The 23,187-nt window shown below is 55.4% G+C and carries 19 protein-coding genes and 1 tRNA gene; 7 read left to right on the top strand and 13 right to left on the bottom strand.

The window, feature by feature from the left end; translation table 11 throughout:
- Positions 1-85 precede the first annotated feature (85 nt).
- The 3 genes from CMO10_RS09955 to CMO10_RS09945 all read right to left on the bottom strand — a co-directional run bounded on the left by CMO10_RS09955 (position 86) and on the right by CMO10_RS09945 (position 3,203).
- Positions 86-1,093: an aspartate-semialdehyde dehydrogenase gene (locus tag CMO10_RS09955; protein ID WP_044830229.1), complete on the bottom strand. Its 1,008-nt coding sequence runs from the start codon at positions 1,091-1,093 to the stop codon at positions 86-88.
- A gap of 327 nt (positions 1,094-1,420) precedes the next feature.
- A complete protein-coding gene (locus CMO10_RS09950) occupies positions 1,421-1,609 on the bottom strand; it encodes a DUF3012 domain-containing protein (protein ID WP_297021396.1) in 189 nt (62 codons plus the stop codon).
- A 136-nt stretch (positions 1,610-1,745) separates the two neighbouring features.
- Positions 1,746-3,203, bottom strand: coding sequence for a TrkH family potassium uptake protein (locus CMO10_RS09945; RefSeq protein ID WP_297021393.1), 1,458 nt, complete (start codon positions 3,201-3,203; stop codon positions 1,746-1,748).
- Positions 3,204-3,414: 211 nt separating this feature from the next.
- Here CMO10_RS09945 and CMO10_RS09940 point away from each other — a divergent pair, with 211 nt between their 5' ends.
- Entirely contained in the window at positions 3,415-4,134 is a 720-nt protein-coding gene (locus tag CMO10_RS09940; protein ID WP_297021390.1) for a thermonuclease family protein, read from the top strand.
- A gap of 55 nt (positions 4,135-4,189) precedes the next feature.
- Here CMO10_RS09940 and CMO10_RS09935 read toward each other — a convergent pair.
- The 4 genes from CMO10_RS09935 to CMO10_RS09920 form a co-directional block, all read right to left on the bottom strand.
- Positions 4,190-4,263: transfer RNA gene (locus CMO10_RS09935), tRNA-Gly, on the bottom strand.
- Between the two features lie 93 nt (positions 4,264-4,356).
- A complete protein-coding gene (locus tag CMO10_RS09930) occupies positions 4,357-5,409 on the bottom strand; it encodes a PQQ-dependent sugar dehydrogenase (RefSeq protein ID WP_297021386.1) in 1,053 nt (350 codons plus the stop codon).
- A 167-nt stretch (positions 5,410-5,576) separates the two neighbouring features.
- Positions 5,577-6,056 carry a xanthine phosphoribosyltransferase gene (gene gpt / locus CMO10_RS09925; RefSeq protein WP_297021383.1) on the bottom strand — a complete coding sequence of 160 codons (480 nt, stop codon included), beginning with the start codon at positions 6,054-6,056 and terminating at the stop codon, positions 5,577-5,579.
- A 152-nt stretch (positions 6,057-6,208) separates the two neighbouring features.
- Positions 6,209-7,777: a tetratricopeptide repeat protein gene (locus CMO10_RS09920; protein ID WP_297021381.1), complete on the bottom strand. Its 1,569-nt coding sequence runs from the start codon at positions 7,775-7,777 to the stop codon at positions 6,209-6,211.
- A gap of 454 nt (positions 7,778-8,231) precedes the next feature.
- Here CMO10_RS09920 and CMO10_RS09915 point away from each other — a divergent pair, with 454 nt between their 5' ends.
- The gene (locus CMO10_RS09915; protein ID WP_297021378.1) at positions 8,232-9,890 is read left to right on the top strand and encodes a methyl-accepting chemotaxis protein; all 1,659 of its coding nucleotides are present in this window, start codon (positions 8,232-8,234) and stop codon (positions 9,888-9,890) included.
- A gap of 72 nt (positions 9,891-9,962) precedes the next feature.
- Here CMO10_RS09915 and CMO10_RS09910 read toward each other — a convergent pair whose 3' ends face one another.
- From CMO10_RS09910 to ubiE, 3 genes are read right to left on the bottom strand one after another with little or no spacing between them, the layout of a single operon-like run.
- Entirely contained in the window at positions 9,963-10,403 is a 441-nt protein-coding gene (locus CMO10_RS09910) for a GNAT family N-acetyltransferase (protein WP_297021376.1), read from the bottom strand.
- A gap of 27 nt (positions 10,404-10,430) precedes the next feature.
- Positions 10,431-11,993, bottom strand: a complete 1,563-nt coding sequence (gene ubiB / locus CMO10_RS09905; protein ID WP_297021373.1) for a 2-polyprenylphenol 6-hydroxylase — start codon at positions 11,991-11,993, stop codon at positions 10,431-10,433.
- A gap of 13 nt (positions 11,994-12,006) precedes the next feature.
- Positions 12,007-12,780, bottom strand: a complete 774-nt coding sequence (gene ubiE / locus CMO10_RS09900; RefSeq protein WP_044830219.1) for a bifunctional demethylmenaquinone methyltransferase/2-methoxy-6-polyprenyl-1,4-benzoquinol methylase UbiE — start codon at positions 12,778-12,780, stop codon at positions 12,007-12,009.
- Positions 12,781-12,936: 156 nt separating this feature from the next.
- Here ubiE and CMO10_RS09895 point away from each other — a divergent pair, with 156 nt between their 5' ends.
- The 3 genes from CMO10_RS09895 to CMO10_RS09885 all read left to right on the top strand — a co-directional run bounded on the left by CMO10_RS09895 (position 12,937) and on the right by CMO10_RS09885 (position 17,170).
- The gene (locus tag CMO10_RS09895) at positions 12,937-13,581 is read left to right on the top strand and encodes a phosphoribosylanthranilate isomerase (RefSeq protein ID WP_297021367.1); all 645 of its coding nucleotides are present in this window, start codon (positions 12,937-12,939) and stop codon (positions 13,579-13,581) included.
- Positions 13,582-13,686: 105 nt separating this feature from the next.
- Positions 13,687-14,679, top strand: a complete 993-nt coding sequence (locus CMO10_RS09890; protein WP_297021365.1) for an ion transporter — start codon at positions 13,687-13,689, stop codon at positions 14,677-14,679.
- Positions 14,680-14,905: 226 nt separating this feature from the next.
- A complete protein-coding gene (locus CMO10_RS09885) occupies positions 14,906-17,170 on the top strand; it encodes an anthranilate synthase component I (protein WP_297021362.1) in 2,265 nt (754 codons plus the stop codon).
- A gap of 161 nt (positions 17,171-17,331) precedes the next feature.
- On the opposite strand, the gene CMO10_RS09880 is transcribed toward CMO10_RS09885, so the two are convergent.
- Positions 17,332-17,949 carry an RNA methyltransferase gene (locus CMO10_RS09880; RefSeq protein ID WP_297021360.1) on the bottom strand — a complete coding sequence of 206 codons (618 nt, stop codon included), beginning with the start codon at positions 17,947-17,949 and terminating at the stop codon, positions 17,332-17,334.
- 249 nt (positions 17,950-18,198) lie between these two features.
- On the opposite strand from CMO10_RS09880, the gene CMO10_RS09875 reads away from it, so the two are divergent.
- Complete coding sequence (locus CMO10_RS09875; RefSeq protein ID WP_044830215.1) at positions 18,199-18,396, top strand: CsbD family protein; 198 nt, start codon at positions 18,199-18,201, stop codon at positions 18,394-18,396.
- A gap of 136 nt (positions 18,397-18,532) precedes the next feature.
- Positions 18,533-18,721, top strand: coding sequence for a DUF1289 domain-containing protein (locus CMO10_RS09870; RefSeq protein WP_297021354.1), 189 nt, complete (start codon positions 18,533-18,535; stop codon positions 18,719-18,721).
- Positions 18,722-18,732: 11 nt separating this feature from the next.
- On the opposite strand, the gene CMO10_RS09865 is transcribed toward CMO10_RS09870, so the two are convergent.
- Both CMO10_RS09865 and CMO10_RS09860 read right to left on the bottom strand, forming a co-directional pair.
- A complete protein-coding gene (locus CMO10_RS09865) occupies positions 18,733-20,694 on the bottom strand; it encodes a sensor histidine kinase (protein ID WP_297021351.1) in 1,962 nt (653 codons plus the stop codon).
- Positions 20,681-22,930, bottom strand: a complete 2,250-nt coding sequence (locus tag CMO10_RS09860; RefSeq protein ID WP_297021349.1) for an EAL domain-containing protein — start codon at positions 22,928-22,930, stop codon at positions 20,681-20,683. Before CMO10_RS09860 ends, CMO10_RS09865 begins: the two co-directional genes overlap by 14 nt.
- Positions 22,931-23,187: the final 257 nt, after the last annotated feature.

The following is a 23,187-nucleotide window of genomic DNA, read 5'->3' as shown; positions in this document are numbered from 1 at the left end:
GCTGATCAGGCAGCAATAGATACAAAACACCCCCGGCATAACTCTCTGCCGGGGGTGTTTTCTTTTAATTCGGAAAGGTATGCGATCAGTCGGCGATGGATGCCTCGGCGATCTGAACAGCGTTAAGTGCTGCACCTTTGAGCAACTGGTCACCGGCAACAAACAGTTCCAGACCATGATCACCAAAGATCAGGTTGGTGCGGATGCGGCCAACTTCGACGTCATACTGTTCGGTCGCGGTCAGCGGCATCGGGTATTTGTTGTTTGCCGGATCATCGACAAGTTTGACACCCTTGGCCTTTGCCAGCACTTCACGTGCGGCATCCGGGGTAACAACCTTTTCGGTTTCAACCACGATGGCCTCGGAATGGGTACGCTCGGTCGGGATACGAACCGCGGTACACGATACCGGAAGATCCGGCGCGCCAAAGATCTTGCGCGTTTCCCAGGTCACTTTCATCTCTTCACGGGTGTAACCGTTGTCCTGGAAGCTATCGATATGCGGGATCACGTTAAAGGCCAGCGGAGATGAAAACACCTCTGCCGGGACCGGCTTGCCTGCAAGACCGGCCGCCAGACCTTCGCGCAATTCGTTCATACCCGGCTGACCGGCACCCGATGCAGCCTGATAGGTCGAAACGATTACTTTCTTCAGGCCAAAGGCCTGATGCAGCGGCCAAAGTGCGACTGCGGCGATTGCCGTGGTGCAGTTCGGGTTCGCGATCAGTTTTGCCGTCTTGGCAAGGTCGCCATTGATTTCCGGCACGATCAGCGGAACATCGTCATTCAGGCGGAACGCCGAGGAGTTATCAATCACAAGCGCGCCTTCGGCAATCTTGGGAGCATATTCCTTGGCGAAATCACCGGAAACAGCAAGGAAGACAATGTCGCACTGCTTGGCTTCTTCAACAGAAAACAGCGCGACGGTCTTAGTGCCGAACTTAGTCTCCACGGTCTTGCCCGCTGAACGCTCGGAAGCGAACAGGGTGAGTTCACCTACAGGGAACTTGCGATCAAACATAACGTTGATCAGCTCGACGCCAACCGCACCGGTTGCGCCGATCACACCGACATGGAGATTTTCGGCACTCATAATAGTTGTCTAACCTCGCAAAAAATTGTTGTCATATTCGACTGCCGCGATCATTCGCGGGCCGCGCATTATAGGGATTAATCAGGGCAACGCAAATCTACCTTGGTGCATTGCAAGCATGCGCAGCTTTGTTGTGGTTCGAACGCACCAGACAACAGATTGTTCCACGCTGTTTTTCAACGGTTTGATATGAAAAATCCGCCCTTCGACTGAACCACCGCCAAGCAGATGTCAAAGGGCGGATTTAGCCGCCATAAAGACGACATATCCAGACTATGAAAAAGAATCGACCGACCGCATCCAAACGCGATCAGGCGATAACGCCAATTACATCAGGCAATGTTTGGCGAAATCGGCCGCTTCGTTTGCGGTCCAGTCACCTTTCGGCTTTTCCTTAAGGTCATTACACCATTCGTCACTCCCCACCTCGGGCGAGCAGGCCGAAACGGCACCAATGAGGAAAAGGACGGCAAAGGCCCCGACAGTTTTGGTCGCGATTTTCTTTTGCAGTTTCATGTCCGTGTCCAATGTTTGTTTGTTCGTTCTTAGCGCTACGAACTTATCGTCTGCGCGAAAATGACGCAAAGAAAACCGGCGGTCTGTGGCAACCGTCACAGCCCAGAAAAGACAGCACTGAATTCGAAAAGAAAGATCAGTCGCGCCAGAAGGACGGCATCAGAAGGACCAGAAGTGTCTCGAACTCCAACCGGCCCAAAACCATCGCAACATTGAGTACCCATTTCGCGGAATCCGGCAAGGACTGAAAATTACCCGCCGGCCCGATGATATTGCCAAGCCCCGGCCCGACATTGGCAAGCGATGTCGCCGCCGCACTCATCGAGGTAATCAGATCAAGCCCGGTCAGACCCAGCGCAATCGTCACCGCGATATAGCTGATGGTCAGAAGGAAAACATAGACCGTGACCGCGTTATAGATGTCAGACGTTATTTCATGGCGATCAATGCGACTGACCACCACGGCTGACGGGCTGCGCAGGCGCATGAAATGGGTGCGAAGCCCGGTAAACACGACATAAAGGCGAAACATCTTGAACCCGCCCGATGTCGACCCCGAACAACCGCCGATAAAGGTCGCAAAGAAAAACAGCATGACCGCCGCCGGGCCCCACAACAGGTAATCACCCGATGCATAGCCCGTGGTCGTAATCACCGACACAAGGTTAAATGCCGCCATGGTCAGCGACCGGAAGACACTGTCATCTGATATCTGCACCAACCGCACGGTCAGCAACAACGTAAAGCCGGCAATGATCAGGCAGAACAATCTGATCTGCTGATTGCCAATCACGGCCTTGATCGCGCGCTTGCGAAGGAACACCGCATAGGCCGTAAACGGAAGCCCGCCAAAGAACATGAACAGGATGGCAATCCAGTGCAGCGACAGGCTGGTATCGAACTTTGCAAACGACAGGTCCGATGTCGCATATCCCCCGGTCGACAGCGTCGTCATGCCGTAATTGATCGCATCAAACCACCCCATGCCAAAAATGCGATACAACACTATGCACACCACGGTCAGAACGGAATAAATCATCACGATCTGCAGGCACATGTCGCGCATGCGACCGCTGAGTTTCTCCGACCGGTCCGAACTTTCCATCTGAAAAAGCTGCATGCCGCCAACCCGCATCATTGGCAACAGGGCAAGGGCGGTGACAATGATCCCGATCCCGCCCAGCCATTGCATGATAGACCGCCAGATCAACAATCCTGGTGGCAATTGATCAAGCCCCGAAAGGATCGTCGACCCGGTGGTTGTCAGGCCCGACACGGTTTCAAACACCGCATCGCAGAAACTGATTTCAAGGGATGAATACCAAAGCGGCAGGGACCCGGTCAGGCTGATCGCAATCCACGACACCACCGTCAGGACATAGCCCTGACGCGCGGTCACCCGCGGTCCGATATCTGATCGGCAGGCCAGACACGCCATGCCGCCAAGCCCGATGGCCGTCATCGAGGCCTGCGCAAAAATTTTCCAGTCCGGGTTGCCATATGCAAGATCAACAGCAGCAGGCACCATCATCGAAATACCGATGATAATGACCATAACCCCGACAACGAAAAAGATGGGTTGCAGACGAAACAAACAAGCTTCCCCGACAGCGAAAGACAAACCCGCTTGTAGCGCCAAATGACAAATGATGCATCCGGTTTATTGTGCATGGCACACGTGGTGCCAGTAACGTTTGCGCATGACCGGCCTGCCAAGCCCGTCATCATTTTGCCGTTCTTTTTGCTTGTTCTTTTGCCATGACCGTAGTGTCATTCACCTATTCCTGCATTTCATTGAGGTCCGTGTGAAACGCGTTGCCCGCCTGATCATCCTTCTTGCCATCCCCGCCATCGTTGCCTTTGGCCTGCATTGGCGCAGCACCCCGGTTCATGCCGCCGACAACACGTCCGAGCTTGCGGACCCGGGTGGTTTGGTCGCCAAGGGACGCGATGTGCATGTCATTGATGGCGACACCATCATGATTGCCGGGCAGGTCGTTGATATTGCCGGAATGGATGCCCCCGAACTCGGACAGCAATGCCTGCATAATGGCAGTTTCTGGGATTGCGGCATGTCTTCGGCCATGCAGCTGCGCAAATATTTCGCCATGGCACCGTTTGATGTTCATTGCTGGGCCGGTGACGCGGAACGTGCGGGCAAGGCCGATGATTTCCCCATCGTGGAATGTGGCATCGGGGAGCGTGATGTGGCGGCCGCCATGATCAGCGACGGTGAAGCCCTTCCCATCGCAGGCTACTCACACCGCTATGACCGCCTGTCGCGCGAAGCGGACAATGCCGGGATCGGCATCCATGGTGGCGATATGATTGCCCCGGCTGATTGGCGGGCGGGCAAACGCCTTGATGGTGAAACCGGACGCTGCCTGTTCATTGCCGATGGCAAGGGCAATTACCTCAGCACCCTTGATCCACGCTTCGCAGACCTAACCCAGACCAGCAGCAAAATCTGCAGCGACGAGGAAGCCCGTGAAATGGCGCTGAATTACCTGCCACCCGCACCATAAGCATGGCCAGCCTGCAAGGGGCTGTTAAAACCGAAATGATTTTCTAGGGAGAGCTTGGAGCGGGTGAAGGGAATCGAACCCTCGTATGCAGCTTGGGAAGCTGCCGTTCTACCATTGAACTACACCCGCAAAGCGCGCGTTTTATAGCCCGCTTTTCTGCTTAGTGCAAGCTGATCGCAATGCGATCAGGGCAAATATTTGCCCTGATCAAACCCATGAAATTCAGCCTTCCGGCACCATGCGCCAGATCGCGCTGGCATGGTCATCGGAAATCAGGATCGACCCGTCGATATAGTGTTTCACATCAACCGGTCGGCCGATAACCTCACCATTGTTGCGCAGAAAGCCATCAAGAAACGGATTGTCGGTTACCGGCTTGCCATTGATGAATTCGACCCGAACCACCTTGTAGCCATCCGGGATTGTGCGGTTCCACGATCCATGCAGGGCAACCAGTGCATCGCCACCGTCAAAGGTAAAGCCAAGTGGCGCATTATGGGCACTAAAGGTGAATTCCGGGAAAGTGACCTCTTCCGGCAATGATTCATCGGAAAATTGCGGGCTTCTGGTGTCACTACCCGCATACCATGGATAACCAAAGAACTGACCGGACTGGCTGGCACGATTAAGTTCCTCGCGCGGGATATCATCGCCCAGACGATCCCCGCCATTATCGGTAAACCACAGCTCATCGGTTTCGGGGTGGAATGTCAGGCCGACTGAATTGCGGATACCGCTGGCATAGATCTGCGGGGCACCGCCATTGACCGGAATGGAAATGATCGTGCCTTCAAGGCCACTGACCTTGCAGATATTGCACGGCGCTCCGACTGCAACAAACAAACGGTCGCCATCCGGCGACAACGCAGCATACCGCCAGCCATGATGGCGTTCATCGGGCAGATTGGTAAACAGGATGCGCGGACGACCAAGGGTTTCACCATCGAAATTGGCAAGATCGTATGAGACGATACGATGCTGATCAGCGACAAACAGGGTCCCGGGTTTGTAGGCAATCCCGTTGGCCAGCTTGAAGTCATCGGCAATCAGATTGACGCTCTCGGCAACGCCATCCCCGTCTTCATCGCGCACGAAATAAAGATTTCTCCCGCGCGTGCCGACAAAAATACCGCCCAGTTCTGGCGCCACGGCGATGGTGCGGGCATTTGGGACCTCGGCAAAGACCGACAGACGATAGCCGCTTTCGGCCGTCAATAATGACTGCACGCGTGCGACCCGTTCGGACAGCTGCTGGGCCTGCGCTGAGACACTCAACGCTGTGACTGCCACAACGGAAAGGCTGCCCAAACACAAACGCCCAGCCCATCGGCGCGCTTGGTGCAACATACGATGGAAGTCCGGGCGTGAATATTGGGGCATCCTGAAATCTCCTTGTCTGGCAATCGGCCTTACAAGGGATACGGATGGTATCCCCAGACCGATTAACGGACGCGTTCAGAGATCGGAGCGTTAACCGACAGTTCCATGTCCCACGGGAAGTAAATCCACGTATCCTGGGACACTTCGGTCACAAAGCTGTCAACGATTTCGCGGCCAAGCGGCTTGGCATAAACGGTTGCGAAATGCGCATTCGGAAGCTTTTCGCGCACAGCCTTGGCGGTTTTGCCGGTATCGACCAAGTCATCAATGATCAGCATATCGGTGCCGTCACCTTCGACTTCTTTTAGCCATTCCAGATCACCACGCGTCTTGTCAGAGTAGCTGCGAACACAGACCGTATCAATCAGGCGAATATCAAGTTCGCGTGCAATGATGGCCGCAGGCACAAGACCGCCACGGGTGATTGCCACGATTCCCTTGTACGGGCCTTTTTCCAACAGTCGCCATGCCAGTGCACGGGCGTCGCGATGCATCTGTTCCCAGGAAACCGGGAAACCTTTGTTATAAGCAGCTTCGCTCACAAGAATTCTCCTGCGCCAGATCGGTTCGCCAAATGAATGTGCCCGGACATCACCATATGGCGCCATCATCCAGACCCGCATTCCACAAAATCAAGCCGCTTAACTACGCCGAGTTGGGCACGAAGGCAAGTATTCGCTAGCGTGTTCGTTTTTTACCCGGCATTCAGCCGTGCTTGCAGGAGCGTGGAAAAATCACTGCCAAGTTTCTGGATCGGTGCGGACCAGTCATCGGGCTTTTCCTGACGATAGATGCGCATGGTCGGGTACCAGGGGCTGTCAGACCGATTGACCATCCAGCGCCAGTCGGTGGTGTAAAGCTGCAACATCCAGACAGGCACGCCAAGGGCACCGGCAAGATGGGCGGGCGAACTGTCGATGGTAATCACCAGATCCATCTCGCGCATCAGTGCGGCACTGTCACCAAAATCATGAATATGGTCGCCAAGATCCGTGACAAAGGCATGCAGGCCGAGCTTGTCGATATCGGCCCGGCGCTCATCGATCTGGAAGCTGTAGAACGCAGCCCCCTTGGCCGACAAAATCGGAAGCAGGGTCTCAAGCGGGCAGGATCGGTCGCGCGGATTAAGCTTGCCCGCCCAGATCAGCCCGACCTTAAGGGCCGTACCCGGTGGTGGTGCCAAGCGCGCACGTTTGCCCTGCGGCGGGGTCAGGTAACTATCGGTCGAGAGTTTCTGAAGATCCTTCGCGCCAATGCCCATCACATGCGGCAGGCTCAGAAGCGGCACATGCACATCAAATTCCGGAAGCGCGCGCCCCTTCTCGACCACAGTGCCAACACCCGAAACCGTCTTCATGATCGGGATCAATTCCTTGCGGCACTCAAGGATCACATGCCCGGCCTTTTTCGCCACCAGCGGTACGAAACGGGCAAACTGGATCATGTCGCCAAAGCCCTGTTCGGCGCGCAGCAAAACCCGTTTGCCGCGCAGATCCGTCTTGCCATCCCATTCGGGTGCTGTTTCAAGCGGGCGGATCGGATTATCGGCAAGTTTGCGGCGCGTTTCATACCCCGCCCAGCCTTCGGCGTAATTGCCAAGGGCAAGATGCGCCAATGACTTGTCCCAATTGGCATCGACATAATCGGGATCGATCGCAAGCGCGCGCTCGAAATAGTCAAGCGCCTCGTCAAAGCGGTTCATATCACGATAAACAAGCCCGGCATTAAACGTGTGCGACTTGACACTGTCATCAAGTTCGATTGCCTTTTTGTGCGCAACAAGCGCCTCGTCAAAGCGCATCATTTCGCGCAGGCAGTTCCCCATATTCGACCACATTCCGGCATTTTCCGGCCGAAGGTCCGCGGCCCTCCGATAGGCAATCAGGGCCGCGTCGAACTTCTTGCTACGGCGAAGCGCGACACCAAGGTTGTTCCAGACATCGGGTTGATTGGGGTTCTGGCGAAGGGCGGTACTGTATAGGCGAATGGCATCATCAATCTGGCCCGCCTGATGAGCAGCCAGGCCCCGCTGGAACAGATCGCTGATCACCTGACGGCGCTGCACGGCGGCCTCGGCACTTTTGCGCGCAGCCGCTTCGTCGGCCTTGGCGATGGTATCGTCGGTTTTCGGATCGGCGTCATCAGGGGTGGTGCTGGTGGTGGCGGCGACGACGTCTTCCTTCTTGGCAGCCTTGCTGCTTGCAGTGGATTTCGACGCCTTCTTGGCTGGTCGTTTCTTGCGTGTTGTTGCAGCTTTCGCCATTCCCGTTCCCCCGGTGCATTTGCCTTTATATGGCAAATGCCATCGCCCCCTTGAAGGCCTGTCAAATCGATGGATCGCGACACCGACCGATTCGGCGGGGTGCAGCTATATTAGAAGAGAGCATAATTTACCAAAAAAGCCTTACCAATAAGTGGATTTATTCATTTGGTTTTATGGAAATGGAATATTCGCGCCCCCGGTCGTTTCTTGTTTCAGAAATTTTACCGGATGGAGTAGCTTCGATAGTCAATCAATAAACCAATACGTGAGCTGCGACGTCTTTGCGTCGCATTACGAGAAAATAAATGTACGAGCCGGCCACTGTGCAAAACGCGCAGGGTAACAGTTCGTCACACCCTGATTGTCGGTTTCAGGATCGGAGCTTCAGGCCGACCACCGACGTCAGAACTAGGGAATTGGTGAATACTGCCTTTGAAGGAGTGGGAGACCGTAAATGGCTGAACCAAAAAGATCCGGCGCGTCTGTCGGACGTAAAGTGATTCTTGTGATTGTCGGACTGCTTGTCATCGGGTTCGCCGCGATGATGACCATCCAGACCGTTTCACAGCGCAATGCCATGATCGAAATCATGTACAATGAATCGGTCGAAAAAACCGAAATGCTGTCGACTGCCGTTCAGCCGGGCTTCATTGCCATGGATGGTGCATCGGTCGAAAAGGAATTCCGCAAGATCACCGATAAGGAAGGCTCCCAGCTGGCAAGCCTGATCGCGGCCAACCCGGGTGGTGATGCCATCAGCACCTATCAGTCCGAAAACCTGCGCGAACATGATCTGGCTGCCCTGATCGAAGCGCATCTCGAAAAGATCGAGAACAAGGAAGTCGTCAGCTTCATCACCGAAGACGCCGTCATCGTTGCCGCACCGATCACCAAATATTCCAAACGTCGTGACGAAGACCAGTATCGTGGCATGCTTGTCACCGCCTGGTCGCTTGACCGCGTCAGTGCCGAAGTCAAACAGGCCGTCATTGTGCAGCTTGCCCTTGCCGCTGCCATTCTGGTGCTGCTGCTTGGTGTGACCTGGGGTGTTCTGCGCAATCAGATCCTGACCCCGATGGTCAAGATCAATGGCGCCATGCAGTCGCTTGTCGATGGTGAACTGGATGTCGATATTCCCGGTCTCAAACGCAATGACGAGATCGGCGAAATGGCCTCGTCGGTCGAGATCTTCAAGGAAAACGCCAAACGCGTTACCCAGCTTGATCGCGAACGCGAACAGGAACGTGAACGCGCCGAAGCCAAACGCCGCGATGCCATGACCGCCCTTGCCGGTCGGTTTGAACAGACTGTTATGGGTGTAGTCGACAGCGTGTCTGGTGCATCTGGCGAAATGCAGGAAGTTGCCCAGACCATGGTGGCAGCAGTCCAGCAAAACGAAGCCGGTTCACAAGCGGTTGTTGCCGCAGTCGAACAAGCCAACCACAGCGTTGAAACTGTCGCAAGTGCCGCCGAAGAACTGGCTGTTTCCATCCGTGACATCAGTGCACGCGTGAATGAAACATCAAACATCACCGCCAATGCCTCGACCGAGGCCACCCGGGTGAACGAGATGGTTCAGGGTCTTGATGTCTCAGCCCAGAAAGTCGGCGAGGTTGTCCAGATCATTCAGGCAATCGCCGAACAGACCAACCTGCTGGCACTGAACGCCACGATCGAGGCTGCCCGTGCCGGCGACGCTGGCAAGGGCTTTGCCGTGGTCGCCAACGAGGTCAAAAACCTCGCCAATCAGACGGCACGCGCGACCGAGGATATATCGGAACAGATTTCCGGTATTCAGGGATCGACACAGCAGGCCGTTGGGGCGATTGACGGGATCACCGGCATCATTGCCAACCTGAACGAAATCGCATCCGAGGTCGCCGCTGCGGTCGAGGAACAGGGTCAGGCAACCACAGAAATCTCGACCTCGGTTCAGCAGGCTGTTCAAAGCACGCAGGAAGTCTCCAACCACATCCGCGAAATGCAGGAAGCCGCCCGCCAAACCGGCGAGGCCGCACATCAGGTTCTTGGCGCGTCTGACAAGCTTAACAGCCAGTCGGGCACATTGCGTGGTGAAGTCGGCAACTTCCTTGACGAAGTCCGCGCAAGCTAAGCTTTGCGATAAACCCATCAAAAAACGCCGCCCGGCTATCCGTGGCGGCGTTTTTTGTTTGCAAGCTTGATCCTAGCGCAGTGGATCGCGACTTTGGGCGTCACCATCAAGGCGCATCATCATCATGTCATCAAGATCGGCATAGCCCTGCAAACGATAAAGCGGTTGCATATCCCGCGTCGCCAGAAGCCAGCGCTTCACGCGCCGTAATTCGGGATGGGTATGTAGGGCCTCGATCATTCGTGCCGCAATGCCCATCCGTCGATAATCCGGGTCGACAAAGACATCGGCAACATAGGCGATGGCAATCTGATCACTGACCACGCGGGCAAAACCGACCTGACGCCCGTCGCAATAGGCCCCGACGGGAAAGGACATTTCCACCGATCGATCAAATTCACCGCGTGTGCGTCCGCCGGACCAATAGGACGCCGCGATAAAATCATAGCAGTAATCAAGATCAAGCCGCGCCCGATCAATACTGACTTCAATGGTTTTATCGCCATCTGCCATCGTGAAGTTCCCACGCGGATGATTTGATTATTTCAGGTAAACCGCCACGGCCAGGGCCGCAATCGCCACCCACATCACAAGGGTCTGGCGCGATACGCCACCTGACTTTTTCTGGCCATTCCCCGCCTTGCCGCGCATGGCGGCAACCGTTTCAGGATGCAGACGGAGGCCCTGTTCGGTCAGGACCGATGATGCCTGCTCGGCGGCTTCAAGCACACGCGGCAATCGGCGCAACATGGATCCGGCCTGAAGGGTGGCTTCCTTGATCTTGGCTTCCGGGCCAAGGTTTTCGCGCATCCAGTCTTCGATCAGTGGACGCGACAGTTCCCACATATTCTCGTTCGGACTGAGGATTCTTGAAAGCCCCTCGGCAACGATCATGGTCTTTTGCAGCATCAGAAGCTGTGGCTGGGTTTCCATGCCGAACTGCTCGGTAATCTGGAACAGCTGACCTAACAACCGGCCAACAGAAATATCGGCCAATTCCTTGCCCAGGATCGGCTCACCAATCGACCGGCAGGCCTGCTGGAAGTTTTCAAGCGATTGGTTGCGCGGAACGTAGCCCGCTTCAAAGTGGACCTCTGCCACGCGGTGATAATCGCGGGTCAGGAAGCCCAGAAGCATCTCGGCCAGATAAAGCCGCGTCTGCTTGTCCACCCGGCCCATGATGCCGAAATCAACCAGACTGACCCGGCCGTTTTCATCAACAAACAGGTTACCCGGATGCATATCCGCATGGAAAAACCCGTCGCGGAAAACCTGCTGGAAAAACGCCCCGGCTGCCTTGGCAAGCAGGTCGGATCGATCAATGCCCATGCGATCAAGCGCCTCGACATTATCGATACGCACGCCCTTGACCCGTTCCATGGTCATCACATACTCGGCGGTGCGTTCCCAATCGATTTGCGGAATGTAGTAGGTCGGATCATCTTCGAAATTGTCGCGGAATTCCGATGCCGCGGCGGCTTCGAACCGCAAATCCATTTCAAGATGCACGCTGTCTTCAAGCGCCTTGACCGTCTCAATCGGCTTCAGGCGGCGCAAACGCGGTTGGGTCAACTCGACAAGTTCAGCGATCCAGTAAAACAGGTCCATGTCGCGCGCAAAGCGGTACCGAATATCCGGGCGCAGAACCTTGACCGCAACTTCACGCCCGTCGGTCGTGGTCGCGAAATGCACCTGCGCGATCGATGCTGCTGCCACCGGTTCTTCATCGAACTCGGCAAACAGCATGTCAAACGGTTCGGCCAGCTGTTCGGTAATGATGCGTTTGGCGATCTTGGCCGAAAAGGGCGGCAGGCGATCCTGAAGCGACGAAAGGTCGGCTGCCACATCATCCCCAATCAGGTCAGACCGGGTCGCAAGGGTTTGCCCCAGCTTGATGAAGGCCGGACCAAGTTCTTCAAGCGCACGGGCAAGACGCTTGCCCGGCGGCAAATCGGAACGGCGTGAAAAGGGTGCCGTCAGGCGGGCCAAAAACGCGACAAGCTTGCCACCCGGCACAAGGGCCAGTGGAAACAACGCATCATAGCGCGCCAATGTGCGCGCCATGGCAAGCAGGCGGAAACTGTTACGAACGAACCGGATCATGCGTCAAACGCCCTTATATCCGCCAACCGGAATGAATGGCCGCAATCCCGCCAGACAGGTTGCGGTATTTCACACGTTCAAACCCGGCAGCCCGGATCATGGATGCGAAGGTTTCCTGATCGGGGAACTGGCGAATGCTTTCGGCCAGATACTGATAAGCATCACGATTACCCGCAATGAAGCGTCCGATTTCAGGCAACAGCTTGAACGAATAGGTATCGTAAAGCTTGTCAAAGCCCGGCACGACCACCTTGGAAAATTCAAGGCACTGGAACTTTCCACCCGGACGCAACACCCGATAGGCTTCCGAAAGCGCCTCTTCGATGCGGGTCACGTTGCGAATGCCAAAGGCGATGGTATAGGCATCAACCGACTGATCAGGCAGCGGCAATTTCTGCGCATCGCCCACCGTCCAGTTGATGTTTTTCAGAAGTCCGTGATCAACCGCGCGGTCGCGCCCGACATGGAGCATCTCGTAATTGATGTCACAAACCGTGACCGACCCACCGCCATTTTTCAGGAAGCGAAACGCAATATCCCCGGTGCCCCCGGCAACGTCGAGAAGCTTCATTCCCGGACGCGGCTTGAGCTCGTTGATGAAGCTGTCTTTCCACAAGCGATGCACCCCACCGCTCATCAGATCGTTCATCAGGTCATACTTGGACGCGACAGTGTCGAACACCTCGCGCACCATGGATGCCTTCTGGCTTTCGGGAACATCACGAAAACCAAAATGGGTTGTGTTTTCGCCGGTTTCGCCCGCGGCAGGGTCTGTGTTCTTGCTCATGGGCGGGAAAATAGCGCAGCAATGATTATCCTGCCAGTGGAAAGCCACGCCAAAACGCAAATATCCTGTTGGATCGTGGTCATTTCTGTTAAGTCAATCAGATGCAACAACCCCTTGTTGCCAAGATTAGAGCGAAGACAAGAACAGGATGCCCCGATGAGCTGCATGGTCAAAATCTGTGGAATTAACAGCGAAGATGCCGCGATTGCCGCCATGAGTGCCGGGGCCGATGCCCTTGGATATGTCTTCTTCCCACCCAGCCCGCGTCATATATCGCTGAAGGGTGCCAAGACACTCACTGAACGCGTCCCCAACAGCATCTACAAGGTCGGTCTGTTCGTCGAAGCTGGTGACGAGGCGCTTGAAAATGCGATCACCGCTGGCAATCTCGATGTCATTCAGCTTCACGGCAAGGAAAGCCCCGAACGTGTGGCCGAGGTCAAGGAACGCTTCGGCCTCAAAGTCATGAAGGCGATCTCGGTCAGCACAGCCGCCGATATTGAAAATGCCAAGAAGAACTATGACGGCGTTGCCGACTTCCTGCTGTTTGATGCCAAACCACCCAAGGACAGCGTCCTTCCCGGTGGCAATGCCGTGTCATTCGACTGGACGCTTCTGACCGGTCAGAACTTCAAAAGCAACTGGATGCTGGCCGGCGGACTTGATCCCAGCAATGTCGCCGAAGCGGTAAAGATTTCAGGTGCACCGTGGGTCGATGTGTCATCGGGCGTGGAACGCAGCAAGGGTGTCAAGGATGCCCGCAAGATTGCTGATTTCATCCACGCGGCAAAGGGTTACTGATCCGCCGGATTAACCCAGGTCGGGTAGTTTAACCATTTCTGAAATGATTGGCGCAAAACTTGGCGGGCAATAGTGCACCCATTGCCCGGACCGAGTACGCGCGCCATGAAACCGACCCTGCGATCACGAACCCAGAAACTTCTGCATGGTGTCGACCGGGAGTCGCGCTTTTCGCTTCTGGTGCATCTGGTTCTGGCCAGTGCGATCATCATCAACGTTGTCTCGGTGATCTTTGATTCAGTCGAAACCTTTGCCGAGCAGTATTTCTTCCTGTTCGCCACGATTGAAATCGTCTGCACCCTGATCTTTGCTGTCGAATATGGCTTGCGGGTCTGGTCGGCCCCGGATGATCCGCGCTTTGATGGCCGGTTTGCGCGCCTGCGTTATATGCTGACCCCGATGGCGCTGATCGACCTTCTGGCGATCCTGCCGATCTTCCTGTGGTTCTTCACCAGCATTGATCTGCGCTTTATCCGTATTGTTCGCTTGCTGCGTTTGTTGAAATTCACCCGTTATTCCACCGGGCTTGAATTGATGTTGCTGGTCTTTCGCCAGCAGCTTGGCATTTTTGGCGCAGCCAGTGCGGCACTGGCCTGTATGCTGGTGTTCAGTGCCGGCGCGATCTATATCGCCGAACATGAAGCCCAACCCGAACAGTTCGCCAACCTGCTTGATGCCCTTTACTGGAGCGTCATTACCCTTGCCACGGTGGGGTATGGCGACGTTGTACCCGTCACGCCATTTGGCAAGTTTCTCGCCAGTGTCATCTCGCTGACCGGGATCGGGATTGTTGCCGTACCGGCCGGTATTCTGGCATCGGCCTTTAACGCCGAACTGCGCCGCCGCGAAAGCGAATACCGCCATCAGGCCACCCGGCAGTTGCTGGGCAAACGTCTGACCGAACGGGTCCGGCACAAGCTGCGTTCCCATCAGGAGGAACTCGGCATCAGTGAAGAACAGGCGCAATGGATCATCGAAGACATCCGCGATGTGCATCGCAACGAAAGCGACGAAATCCTGACCTGTCCGCATTGCCATCAGCCACTTCATCTTGAGCTGCGCGATGCCGAAACAACACCCCCGCCGCAAAACTCTTGACGCCCGTGTTTTTTGGGCACATGGTTGGGGCATGAAAACACACGGCATGAACCCGACCCTTATTGCAAATCGTTGGTGGTGGCTCGCTTAAGCGGGCGGCCAATACTCATGCCCTAAACATACCGGCCGCCTCATTCTTGCAGGCGGCTTTGTGTTTTCAGACCTTTTTCTTTTTCTGACGATCACATAGCTCCTGCGGCGTAAGGCCCACTCAGGAGTAACAAACGTGACGACCCCGACCACCCAGACCGGCCCTTCGACCGAAAGCAGCGAATACCGTTACACCACCGATGGCGGTGTTGCCGTCATCCGCCGCATGACCGAAGTGGCTTATGAAAACGCAACCGAAGGCCTGATTGATGCCCTTGATGGCACCAAGGGCGTGTTGCTGTCTTCAAGCTATGAATTCCCGGGGCGCTATTCACGTTGGGATATGGGCTTTGATGCGCCGCCGCTTGAAATCGTCGGGCGTGAACGCGGCTTTGCCGTGCATGCGCTCAATGAGCGCGGGCAGGTCCTGCTGGATGTCATTTCGGCTGCCCTTGAAAACCACCCCCATGTCGAAAGCCTGACCAATGGCGAAGACGGCCTTTATGGCGTGGTCAAAAAGCCGGCCTCCTGGTTCCCCGAAGAAGAACGCAGCCAGCAGCCCAGCCTGTTTTCCGTCGTCCGTGCACTGCGTGATCTGTTCGGGCACAAGGGGGATGAACGCCTTGGGCTTTATGGTGCCTTTGGCTATGACATCGCGCTTCATTTCGAACAGATCAACCTGAGCCAGGATCGCCCGGCCGATCACAAGGACATCCACCTGTTCCTGCCCGATCAGATGGTAACGGTCGACCATGCATCCCGCGTGGCAACCCGGATCGATTATGAATTCATCGCCCCTGATGGCCGCAGCACCGCCGGGTTGGAACGCATTTCCCAACCCCATCCGCCATCACGGGGCAACAATGCGGTAATTGAAAACGACATGAAGCAGGGCGAATACGCCGCCATTGTCGATGACGCCAAGCATCGCTTTGCCCGTGGTGAGCTGTTTGAAGTTGTGCCCAGCCGCGTGTTCCGCACCGCATGTGATGTCAAACCATCGGAAATTTTCCGCCGTCTTAAGCGCCGCAACCCGGCCCCGTACGGCTTTTTGATCAATCTGGGGGACGGTGAACATCTGATTGGCGCATCACCGGAAATGTATGTGCGCGTCAAGGGACAGCGCATCGAAACCTGCCCGATTTCGGGCACCATCGCGCGTGGCCGTGATGCGATCGAGGATGCCGAAAACATCCGCACATTGCTGAATTCCGCCAAGGAAGAATCAGAACTTACCATGTGCACTGATGTTGATCGCAACGACAAGGCACGCGTTTGCAAACCGGGCAGCATCCGCATTCTTGGCCGTCGTCAGATCGAAATGTATTCGCGTCTGATCCACACGGTTGATCACGTCGAAGGCCGCCTGCGTGACGGGTTTGATGCGCTGGATGCCTTTCTGACCCATTGTTGGGCGGTGACTGTAACCGGCGCACCAAAACGCGCTGCCATGAAACATATCGAGGCCGTCGAACGCAGTTCGCGTGCATGGTATGGCGGGGCGATCGGGGCGGTTCTGTGCAACGGCGATCTTAATACCGGCCTGACCCTTCGGACCGTGCGCCTCAAACAGGGTGTCGCCGAAGTCCGCGCTGGCGCGACGCTTCTGTTTGATAGCGAATCTGATGCCGAAGAAGCCGAAACCGTGCTCAAGGCTTCCGCAATGATTGATGCCGTCACCCGTGATGCCAAGGACGAGGTCGCCATTGATCCGGCAAGCTCGGGCATTGGCAAACGTGTGCTTCTGATCGATCACGAAGACAGCTTTGTGCAAAACCTGGCCAGTTACATCCGTGCCACGGGTGCCGAAACCCTGACACTCCGTCCGGGCTTCCCCGATCAGGCGTTTGAGGACTTCAAACCTGATCTGGTGTTCCTGTCGCCTGGTCCGGGCCGCCCGGATGACTATCACCTGCGCGACAGCATCGAACGTGCCCTTGCCGCAGGCTTGCCGGTATTCGGGGTTTGTCTTGGTCTGCAGGGGATTGTCGAATTCTTTGGCGGGTCACTCGGCCAACTTGTCACACCGATGCATGGCAAACCGTCAAAGGTGAAACTCGATACAACTGATCCGCTGTTTGATGGCCTGCCCGATGACATCGTTGTCGGACGTTATCATTCCCTGTTTGCCAAGGCCGCCGAACTGCCTGCCGATATCAAGGTAACGGCGCGCAGTGACGACGGGGTGATCATGGGCATCCGCCACAATTCGCTGCCGATCAGTGCCGTGCAGTTCCACCCTGAAAGCCTTTTGACCCTGCAGGGCGATGTCGGCATGCGCATGATTGCCAACCTTCTGCGCAATCCGCATGGCAACCGCCCCGAAGAAGAAACCGACGAACAGGACGACACGACAAACACAAACAAGGACGTGGCCGCAAACGACACCAAGGCCGCCTGATAGACATCACTGCACCCTGATCTGCGATGCGTGCCAAGCCCCCCCTGTCAAAGGCACAGCAATCCCGCAGATCACACACAGCAACGGCCGTGCTCCTCCCTCGCGGCCGTTGCTTCTTTTTATCCAGAGCTTGTTGGAACTAGCTTGGAACGATGCCGCAATCAGGCGTCGTCATCATCCAGTGACCCGTCAATGACCGAATAATCCGGCGGCGGGGCCTGACGGTATTGTTCCGGATCGCCTTTGCGTTTGTCGCGCGTGCGCGAAATCCAGCCGCCATAATGTGCTTCAGGTTTCGGTTCGGTCGGCGCACCGGCACGGACCGGGCGCGGCGCAAACCGACCCAGATTGATCACGCGGTCATACATCACGATATTGGCGGCAATCGCCACATTCACGCAGAAGCTCATCGGGATCTTGATGATCAAATCGCATTTTTCCTGCATTTCATCCGACAGGTTCCCGCGTTCGGGACCAAGGATATAGGCCGCTTGCGACGGATGCTTGAAGCTTGGCAGTTCAATCGCATCCGGGGTCAGTTCAACACCAACCATCCGGCAGCCTTGCGGCAAAAGCAGGCTTTTGTGATCCGGGAAGTGGTAGTAGGGCATCTGTTCGCCCGACTTCGATGTATCGGTGATGTTGGAGCGTTCCTCACGGAAATCTGCATCCACCGTAAACGCAAAGCTTGCGCCAAAGGCATGGGCAGAACGAAACAGGGTGCCCACATTCAAAGGCTTGCTTGCCCCTTCAATTCCAATCCCGAAATAGCCGCGCATATCTTCCTCCGTGCCGCACCAAACCCCAACTCTGGCCAGTGCGAAACCAACTCCATAAAAAACAAACTGCATGGGGCTATACCCGCCCGGGCGCGATAAGGCAAGCACACCACCGGCAATGTTGATCGCGGGAATTTGCCCCCAAACGCCAAAACCGATTTGGAACAAGATGCTCGCCACGTCGTTGACTCTCTTACACGGCGCAAAGCCGGAAACACGAGCAACCGTCAACCAAAGCAGGAGAAAACCATGAATTGGGACCAAATCGAAGGACGCTGGAAACAGCTGCGCGGTGACGTCAAAAGCCAGTGGGGTCGCCTGACCGATGATGACGTCAATGCCGTCGATGGACAGCGCGACAAGCTGGTCGGACTGATTCAGGAGGCCTATGGCGTTGAACGCGAAGAGGCCGACCGTCAGATCCGCGACTGGTTCGACCGCCTTTAAATCACCTGAACCGGCCATCAAAGCCAACAATGTCCGGTTTGGTTCGCGCGTGGGGATCATCCCCCCTTGATCCCTGCGTGCGAAACTGCTTTTTATGGCGATGAAATCTTCTGTTCCCGCTTACAGGCCCATCGTCATGCCCGTTAAATCCCCCTGCATTGGCACCTGCGTGCTCGACCCGAAATCGGGCTATTGCATGGGATGTTATCGCACCGGCGATGAAATCGGTGCCTGGATGGGCATGAGCGACGGCACCAAAAAGCGCGTTATCACCAAGTCCAAGCAACGCCGCACCGAACACAAAAAAGACGCCGCTGTTTCCTGATCAACACCGGATCACGTCGATTCACTGGTATTTGGTGACGTCAGCGCCGTCTGGCTTTCAACCGAAAACGGGCTTTCATGTTTTCCCATCCGTGTCGGGGCGACCTTTGGCAAAACAATCCGGAAGACTGTCCCCGACCCTGGCATTGAAGATACCTTGATCTCCCCACCCAACGTGTTTTGCACGACATTCATCGTGATCGCAAGACCAAGGCCACTGCCACCAGTTGTTGTTGCAAGTGACCAGAATGGTTCAAAAATTCGATCAATATTGTCCGACGAGATCCCGACCCCATTGTCGGCAATTTCCACAAGGTAGCTGTTCTCATCGCGCTTGCTTACGCGAATACTGATTATGCCTTTTTCACGCCCGACAAAGGCATGTTGATGCGCATTCATGATCAGGCTGAGGATCACTTGATCCACCGCATCGCTATAACTGTTCATCCGCGCCGTCTCAGGTAGTGCGATGCTCAGACGAATACCCGTTTTCTCAAGCTGATTACGCAACGTTTCGCACAGATCAGTGACAATTTTGGCCAGATCGAAAACGCGCTGGGTATGCACACTTTGATCGGTAGCAGTCTGATTGAAATGTTTCAGAAGCTCTCTGGTGCGTTCGATATTTTTCTGCAGAATCCTGTTGCCCATCATCAGGGCCTCAATTATCTCCAAGCGTTCTTCACTATCTTCACGCGCCTTGGCCAGATCCTGCTGCAATTCGGCAAGGTCGTCAGACATTGTGGTGCTGACCGTAAGCGCATTGCCAAGTGGGGTGCGCATTTCATGCGAAACACCGGCAACAATCCGACCAAGCGACGCCATCCGCCCCTGCACCATAAGATCCTTTGTCAAAAGAACCTGAAGCTGTGCTGCCTGCCTGCGGCGGAGCATCAGGTAGCCAACCACGCCCGAAAACCCGCAAATCAACATCACCATGAAGGCGACAAAGACTGTCTTGATCGCAATATTTCCGGCCCACGGCTGATAGGCCGGGGCACTCCCGACCAGATGAAACCGCGTACTGGCCGCATGCACGTCGTCGCTGGAAATTGCGTTTAGCATCTGGGAAACCGAAATTGTTTCTACTTCGTAAATCTTCCCGTCAAACTCAAAGCCGCCCTGGTGATCTACTGCGGCAATGCGCTGCCAAAGCTCCGGGTCGGACTGCTTGACCGAGGCGTTATGCTCAAGCATGAAACCCCAGTTGCGGTCATCCTCCGCCCCGGCCAACCAGTACCCTTCATGATCAATCAGTTCGGTACGCATAACGCCACCGGGCGCAACACCATAGGCGTTCAATGGCGTCGCCATGTCCAGATTGACAATCAGATAGCCCGATACTTCCTGATTGTTCGCAATGATCGGGGCCACAATCCTTGTTGTCGGGCGGTGCGGCACTTCGATTTCGCCATTCTCAACATTCAGGTCGAGCTTGCTGACATAGATCTGGCCGGGACGTAGTGATTTTGCTGCTTCGACGTAATACCGACCTGATTTGTCCTGCAATCCTTCAGCCGGTGTGACGATGATATCGCCGCCGCGCGCATCAACCCGCAGGGCTTCCATTCCCGATGGCGATACAATACGGAGTTGGCTGAACCGCGGCACCTCAGCAGCAAGCGTTTTAAAATAGGCGGTCGCTTCGCCCGGACTGGATCGAAAATCTTGAACTGCCGGATGCAAGATCGACATATTCACGGTTTGAATGGCCGTTTCATACCATTGCTGTATGTCAGCAGAACGGTGCGTAACATCAACAACCAGACGTCGAACGGTCTGTTCATCTTCTCGGCTGCCTTCAACCGTATGCCAGAACACCATCAAGCCGGAAAACAGCAACATCCCGATCAGTGCCACAACACCGCTGACACGCCAGAAATACCTGTTCTGAAACCATCTCGATTCCCGTCCATCAATCAGCGGGATTGCGGCGTCTGTGCTGGTTGAGGATTGTGGTTCAGCTTCGACCATGATCCGCCCACCCGTTCAGGTTCCAGTTTTTCAGCCACTCGACATATTTATCGGGGTATAGGCCCGCGCTATAAAGGAACCCTTGGGCGAACTCGATTCCATGTTCCTGACAAATTGCATGCTGATCACGGGTTTCAACACCCTCAGCAACAGACACAAGGCCAAGGGTTTGCGCAATGCCTGCCGCAGTTTCCGCCACGTGACTGGGCCGGCTGTCTGCGGACAAGACACTGATAAAGGACTTGTCGATCTTGATGCCGCGCACGGGCGAAACATCAAGGTGCGTCAGGGACGAATATCCCGTGCCGAAATCGTCAAGCCAAATCTCAAACCCCTGCGCGGCAAGTTTCTGCACACAGGCAGTTGCTTCACCGTCATTGGTAAAATGCTGTGTCTCGGTGATTTCAAAGCTGACCGTTTCCGGACCAAGCCCGTGTTGGTGGCAAACGGCAAGCAACTGATCGACAAAATCCCTATCGGCGATATCGTTTGCTGCAAGATTCACTGCCGCCTTAAGAGGCGGGAGGTTTTCCTGCTGCAAACGTTGGTTCAAATCCCTGACCGCCTCAAGGCACTGGAAGGTAATTTCGCCACTCAATCCAGACCGCTCGGCCACCGGAATAAACCGGCCGGGCGAAACCGGTTCGCCGTCATCCATCCAGCGGCACAGCACTTCGGAACCAACAACCTCCCCAGTCGCCAAACGGACCTTGGGCTGGAAAACAAAGGTCAAAACGCGATCCTGAACGGCCTGACGCAACCTGCCGATCAGGCGCAAGGAATCCTGCACCTCGTCGGCCATCGACGGTTCGAACTCAGCCGTTCCGCCCGGACCTTTCTGTTTTTGTTTTAGAAGCGTAAGCCTCGCTGCGCGCTGAATATCACTTGAACGCCGTCCTTGCGGGTTGCCGCGCACGACACCAATGGTTGCCCTAACAACTACGGGGCTTCCTGCAACCTCGAATGGTTCGTCAAAGATGTTTTCAGCAGCCGAAACTTCAAATTTGCCGCTGCTGTCGACAAGTCCTAGTGTGTATTCGCCAACCCGCGCCACCAACACATTGTCACCCGCGACAGCGCGCAAGCGCTCATACACGGCGTTCATGATCTGGTCGAAATACGTCACACCGAATGCAATAGCGAACTGGGCGGCATCTTCAATCGCGACCATGGCAACCAAAGCTTCGCTTTTGTCGTCATTATCACTACGCGTGATATTCATCAGCTCACGGTCAAAGGCGTTCTGGTTGGGAATTCCGACCCGCTGATCAACAAAGGCCAGTTCACCCAGTTCGGTGATCAGGGCAAGGTTGTCAAAGCAGATCGCAAGATTGGTAACGAAAACCTCGGTCAGAACAACGTCCTGCTGGCTCAGGATCTGCTCGTGCACAAAATAGATCAGCAACCGTCGGCCGGTCTCGCTCTGATGGCTGAATACCAGCTTGTTTTCGGCAACCACCGGCACCCGACCCTTTTCCAAGCTCTGGAAAACCAGATCCTTGTCGATATCATCGACCTCGAACAACTTGCTGCCGACATGCGGAGCAAACCGGCCAATCCCGGAAAGAACAACCAGTTCGTCTTCCTTGTCTGGCAGCTGGGCCAAGGCGCAAATCCCACCTTCCGGACTGACGCGCAAGATCGCGGCAAGCTGGGTCAGAACACCTTCGGCAAACAGATCGAGGCTCTTGTTCTTGTAAAGGTACTGCGTGCCCTCGATCACCATTTCCAGACCGTTACGCGTTCCTTTGAGCGCCCGGATATAGTCAACCGATCTGATGGCTGTGGTAAGCGACGTGACAAGGCGCGTTCGCGTCAACTCGTCCTTTGACCAGTAATCGTCTATTTCGTAATCGCGGATGACTTCCTTTTCCGGGGCATCGCCGGGATATCCCGTGCGCAGGATGATGCGCTGCTCCCGATACCCTTCGGCACGGATTTCCTCGACCAGTCGCAACCCGCTGTCGGGACGTTCCATCACAACATCCAGAAGGATCACGGCAATATCGGGTTGCTTATGGAGGATTTTCAAAGCCTCACCCGCAGAAAGGGCATGGATCAGCTCAAGAGACCGCCCAAGAATTTTGACTCTCGCAAGGGCATAGTCCGTCGCTTCGTGGACATCCGCATCATCATCGACGACCAGAACGCGCCACTTGGTGTTGGTTTGATCCTCAGGTTGAGTGTTTGAACCTGCCTCGGACGGCCAGATTTCAGACTTTTCCTGCTGTAACAACGTTGCTTCCCTTGTTATCCGCACTGACGTCCCGAAGAACCTGTTCGGTCAAATGCGCATTCTTCATTGGGGCGTGGACACAGACCACCCAGAACCCAGGCACGAAACAAGCTCCGCGGAACTGAAACACTATACGATAATATAGCATATTCTAATTTCCGATATGGGATCGCTCGCCACGCCATTCCACCCCAACTGTGGGCAAATTTTTTGTTTTGTTGAACGCAACGCGAATAGTGATTTTTCGCCTGCCTTTA

Origin of the sequence: Thalassospira sp., assembly GCF_002709775.1 — a bacterium.
GTDB lineage: Bacteria > Pseudomonadota > Alphaproteobacteria > Rhodospirillales > Thalassospiraceae > Thalassospira.
This window is presented reverse-complemented; position numbering and strand designations above follow the sequence as displayed.

What these genes read in the sequence shown, in the direction of transcription:
- CMO10_RS09955 (WP_044830229.1), bottom strand. Translation starts at nt 1,093, where the DNA reads ATGAGTGCCGAAAATCTCCATGTCGGTGTGATCGGCGCAACCGGTGCG.
- CMO10_RS09950 (WP_297021396.1), bottom strand. Translation starts at nt 1,609, where the DNA reads ATGAAACTGCAAAAGAAAATCGCGACCAAAACTGTCGGGGCCTTTGCC.
- CMO10_RS09920 (WP_297021381.1), bottom strand. Translation starts at nt 7,777, where the DNA reads ATGGCGAAAGCTGCAACAACACGCAAGAAACGACCAGCCAAGAAGGCG.
- CMO10_RS09915 (WP_297021378.1), top strand. Translation starts at nt 8,232, where the DNA reads ATGGCTGAACCAAAAAGATCCGGCGCGTCTGTCGGACGTAAAGTGATT.
- CMO10_RS09910 (WP_297021376.1), bottom strand. Translation starts at nt 10,403, where the DNA reads ATGGCAGATGGCGATAAAACCATTGAAGTCAGTATTGATCGGGCGCGG.
- ubiB (WP_297021373.1), bottom strand. Translation starts at nt 11,993, where the DNA reads ATGATCCGGTTCGTTCGTAACAGTTTCCGCCTGCTTGCCATGGCGCGC.
- ubiE (WP_044830219.1), bottom strand. Translation starts at nt 12,780, where the DNA reads ATGAGCAAGAACACAGACCCTGCCGCGGGCGAAACCGGCGAAAACACA.
- CMO10_RS09895 (WP_297021367.1), top strand. Translation starts at nt 12,937, where the DNA reads ATGAGCTGCATGGTCAAAATCTGTGGAATTAACAGCGAAGATGCCGCG.
- CMO10_RS09890 (WP_297021365.1), top strand. Translation starts at nt 13,687, where the DNA reads ATGAAACCGACCCTGCGATCACGAACCCAGAAACTTCTGCATGGTGTC.
- CMO10_RS09880 (WP_297021360.1), bottom strand. Translation starts at nt 17,949, where the DNA reads ATGCGCGGCTATTTCGGGATTGGAATTGAAGGGGCAAGCAAGCCTTTG.
- CMO10_RS09875 (WP_044830215.1), top strand. Translation starts at nt 18,199, where the DNA reads ATGAATTGGGACCAAATCGAAGGACGCTGGAAACAGCTGCGCGGTGAC.
- CMO10_RS09870 (WP_297021354.1), top strand. Translation starts at nt 18,533, where the DNA reads ATGCCCGTTAAATCCCCCTGCATTGGCACCTGCGTGCTCGACCCGAAA.
- CMO10_RS09865 (WP_297021351.1), bottom strand. Translation starts at nt 20,694, where the DNA reads ATGGTCGAAGCTGAACCACAATCCTCAACCAGCACAGACGCCGCAATC.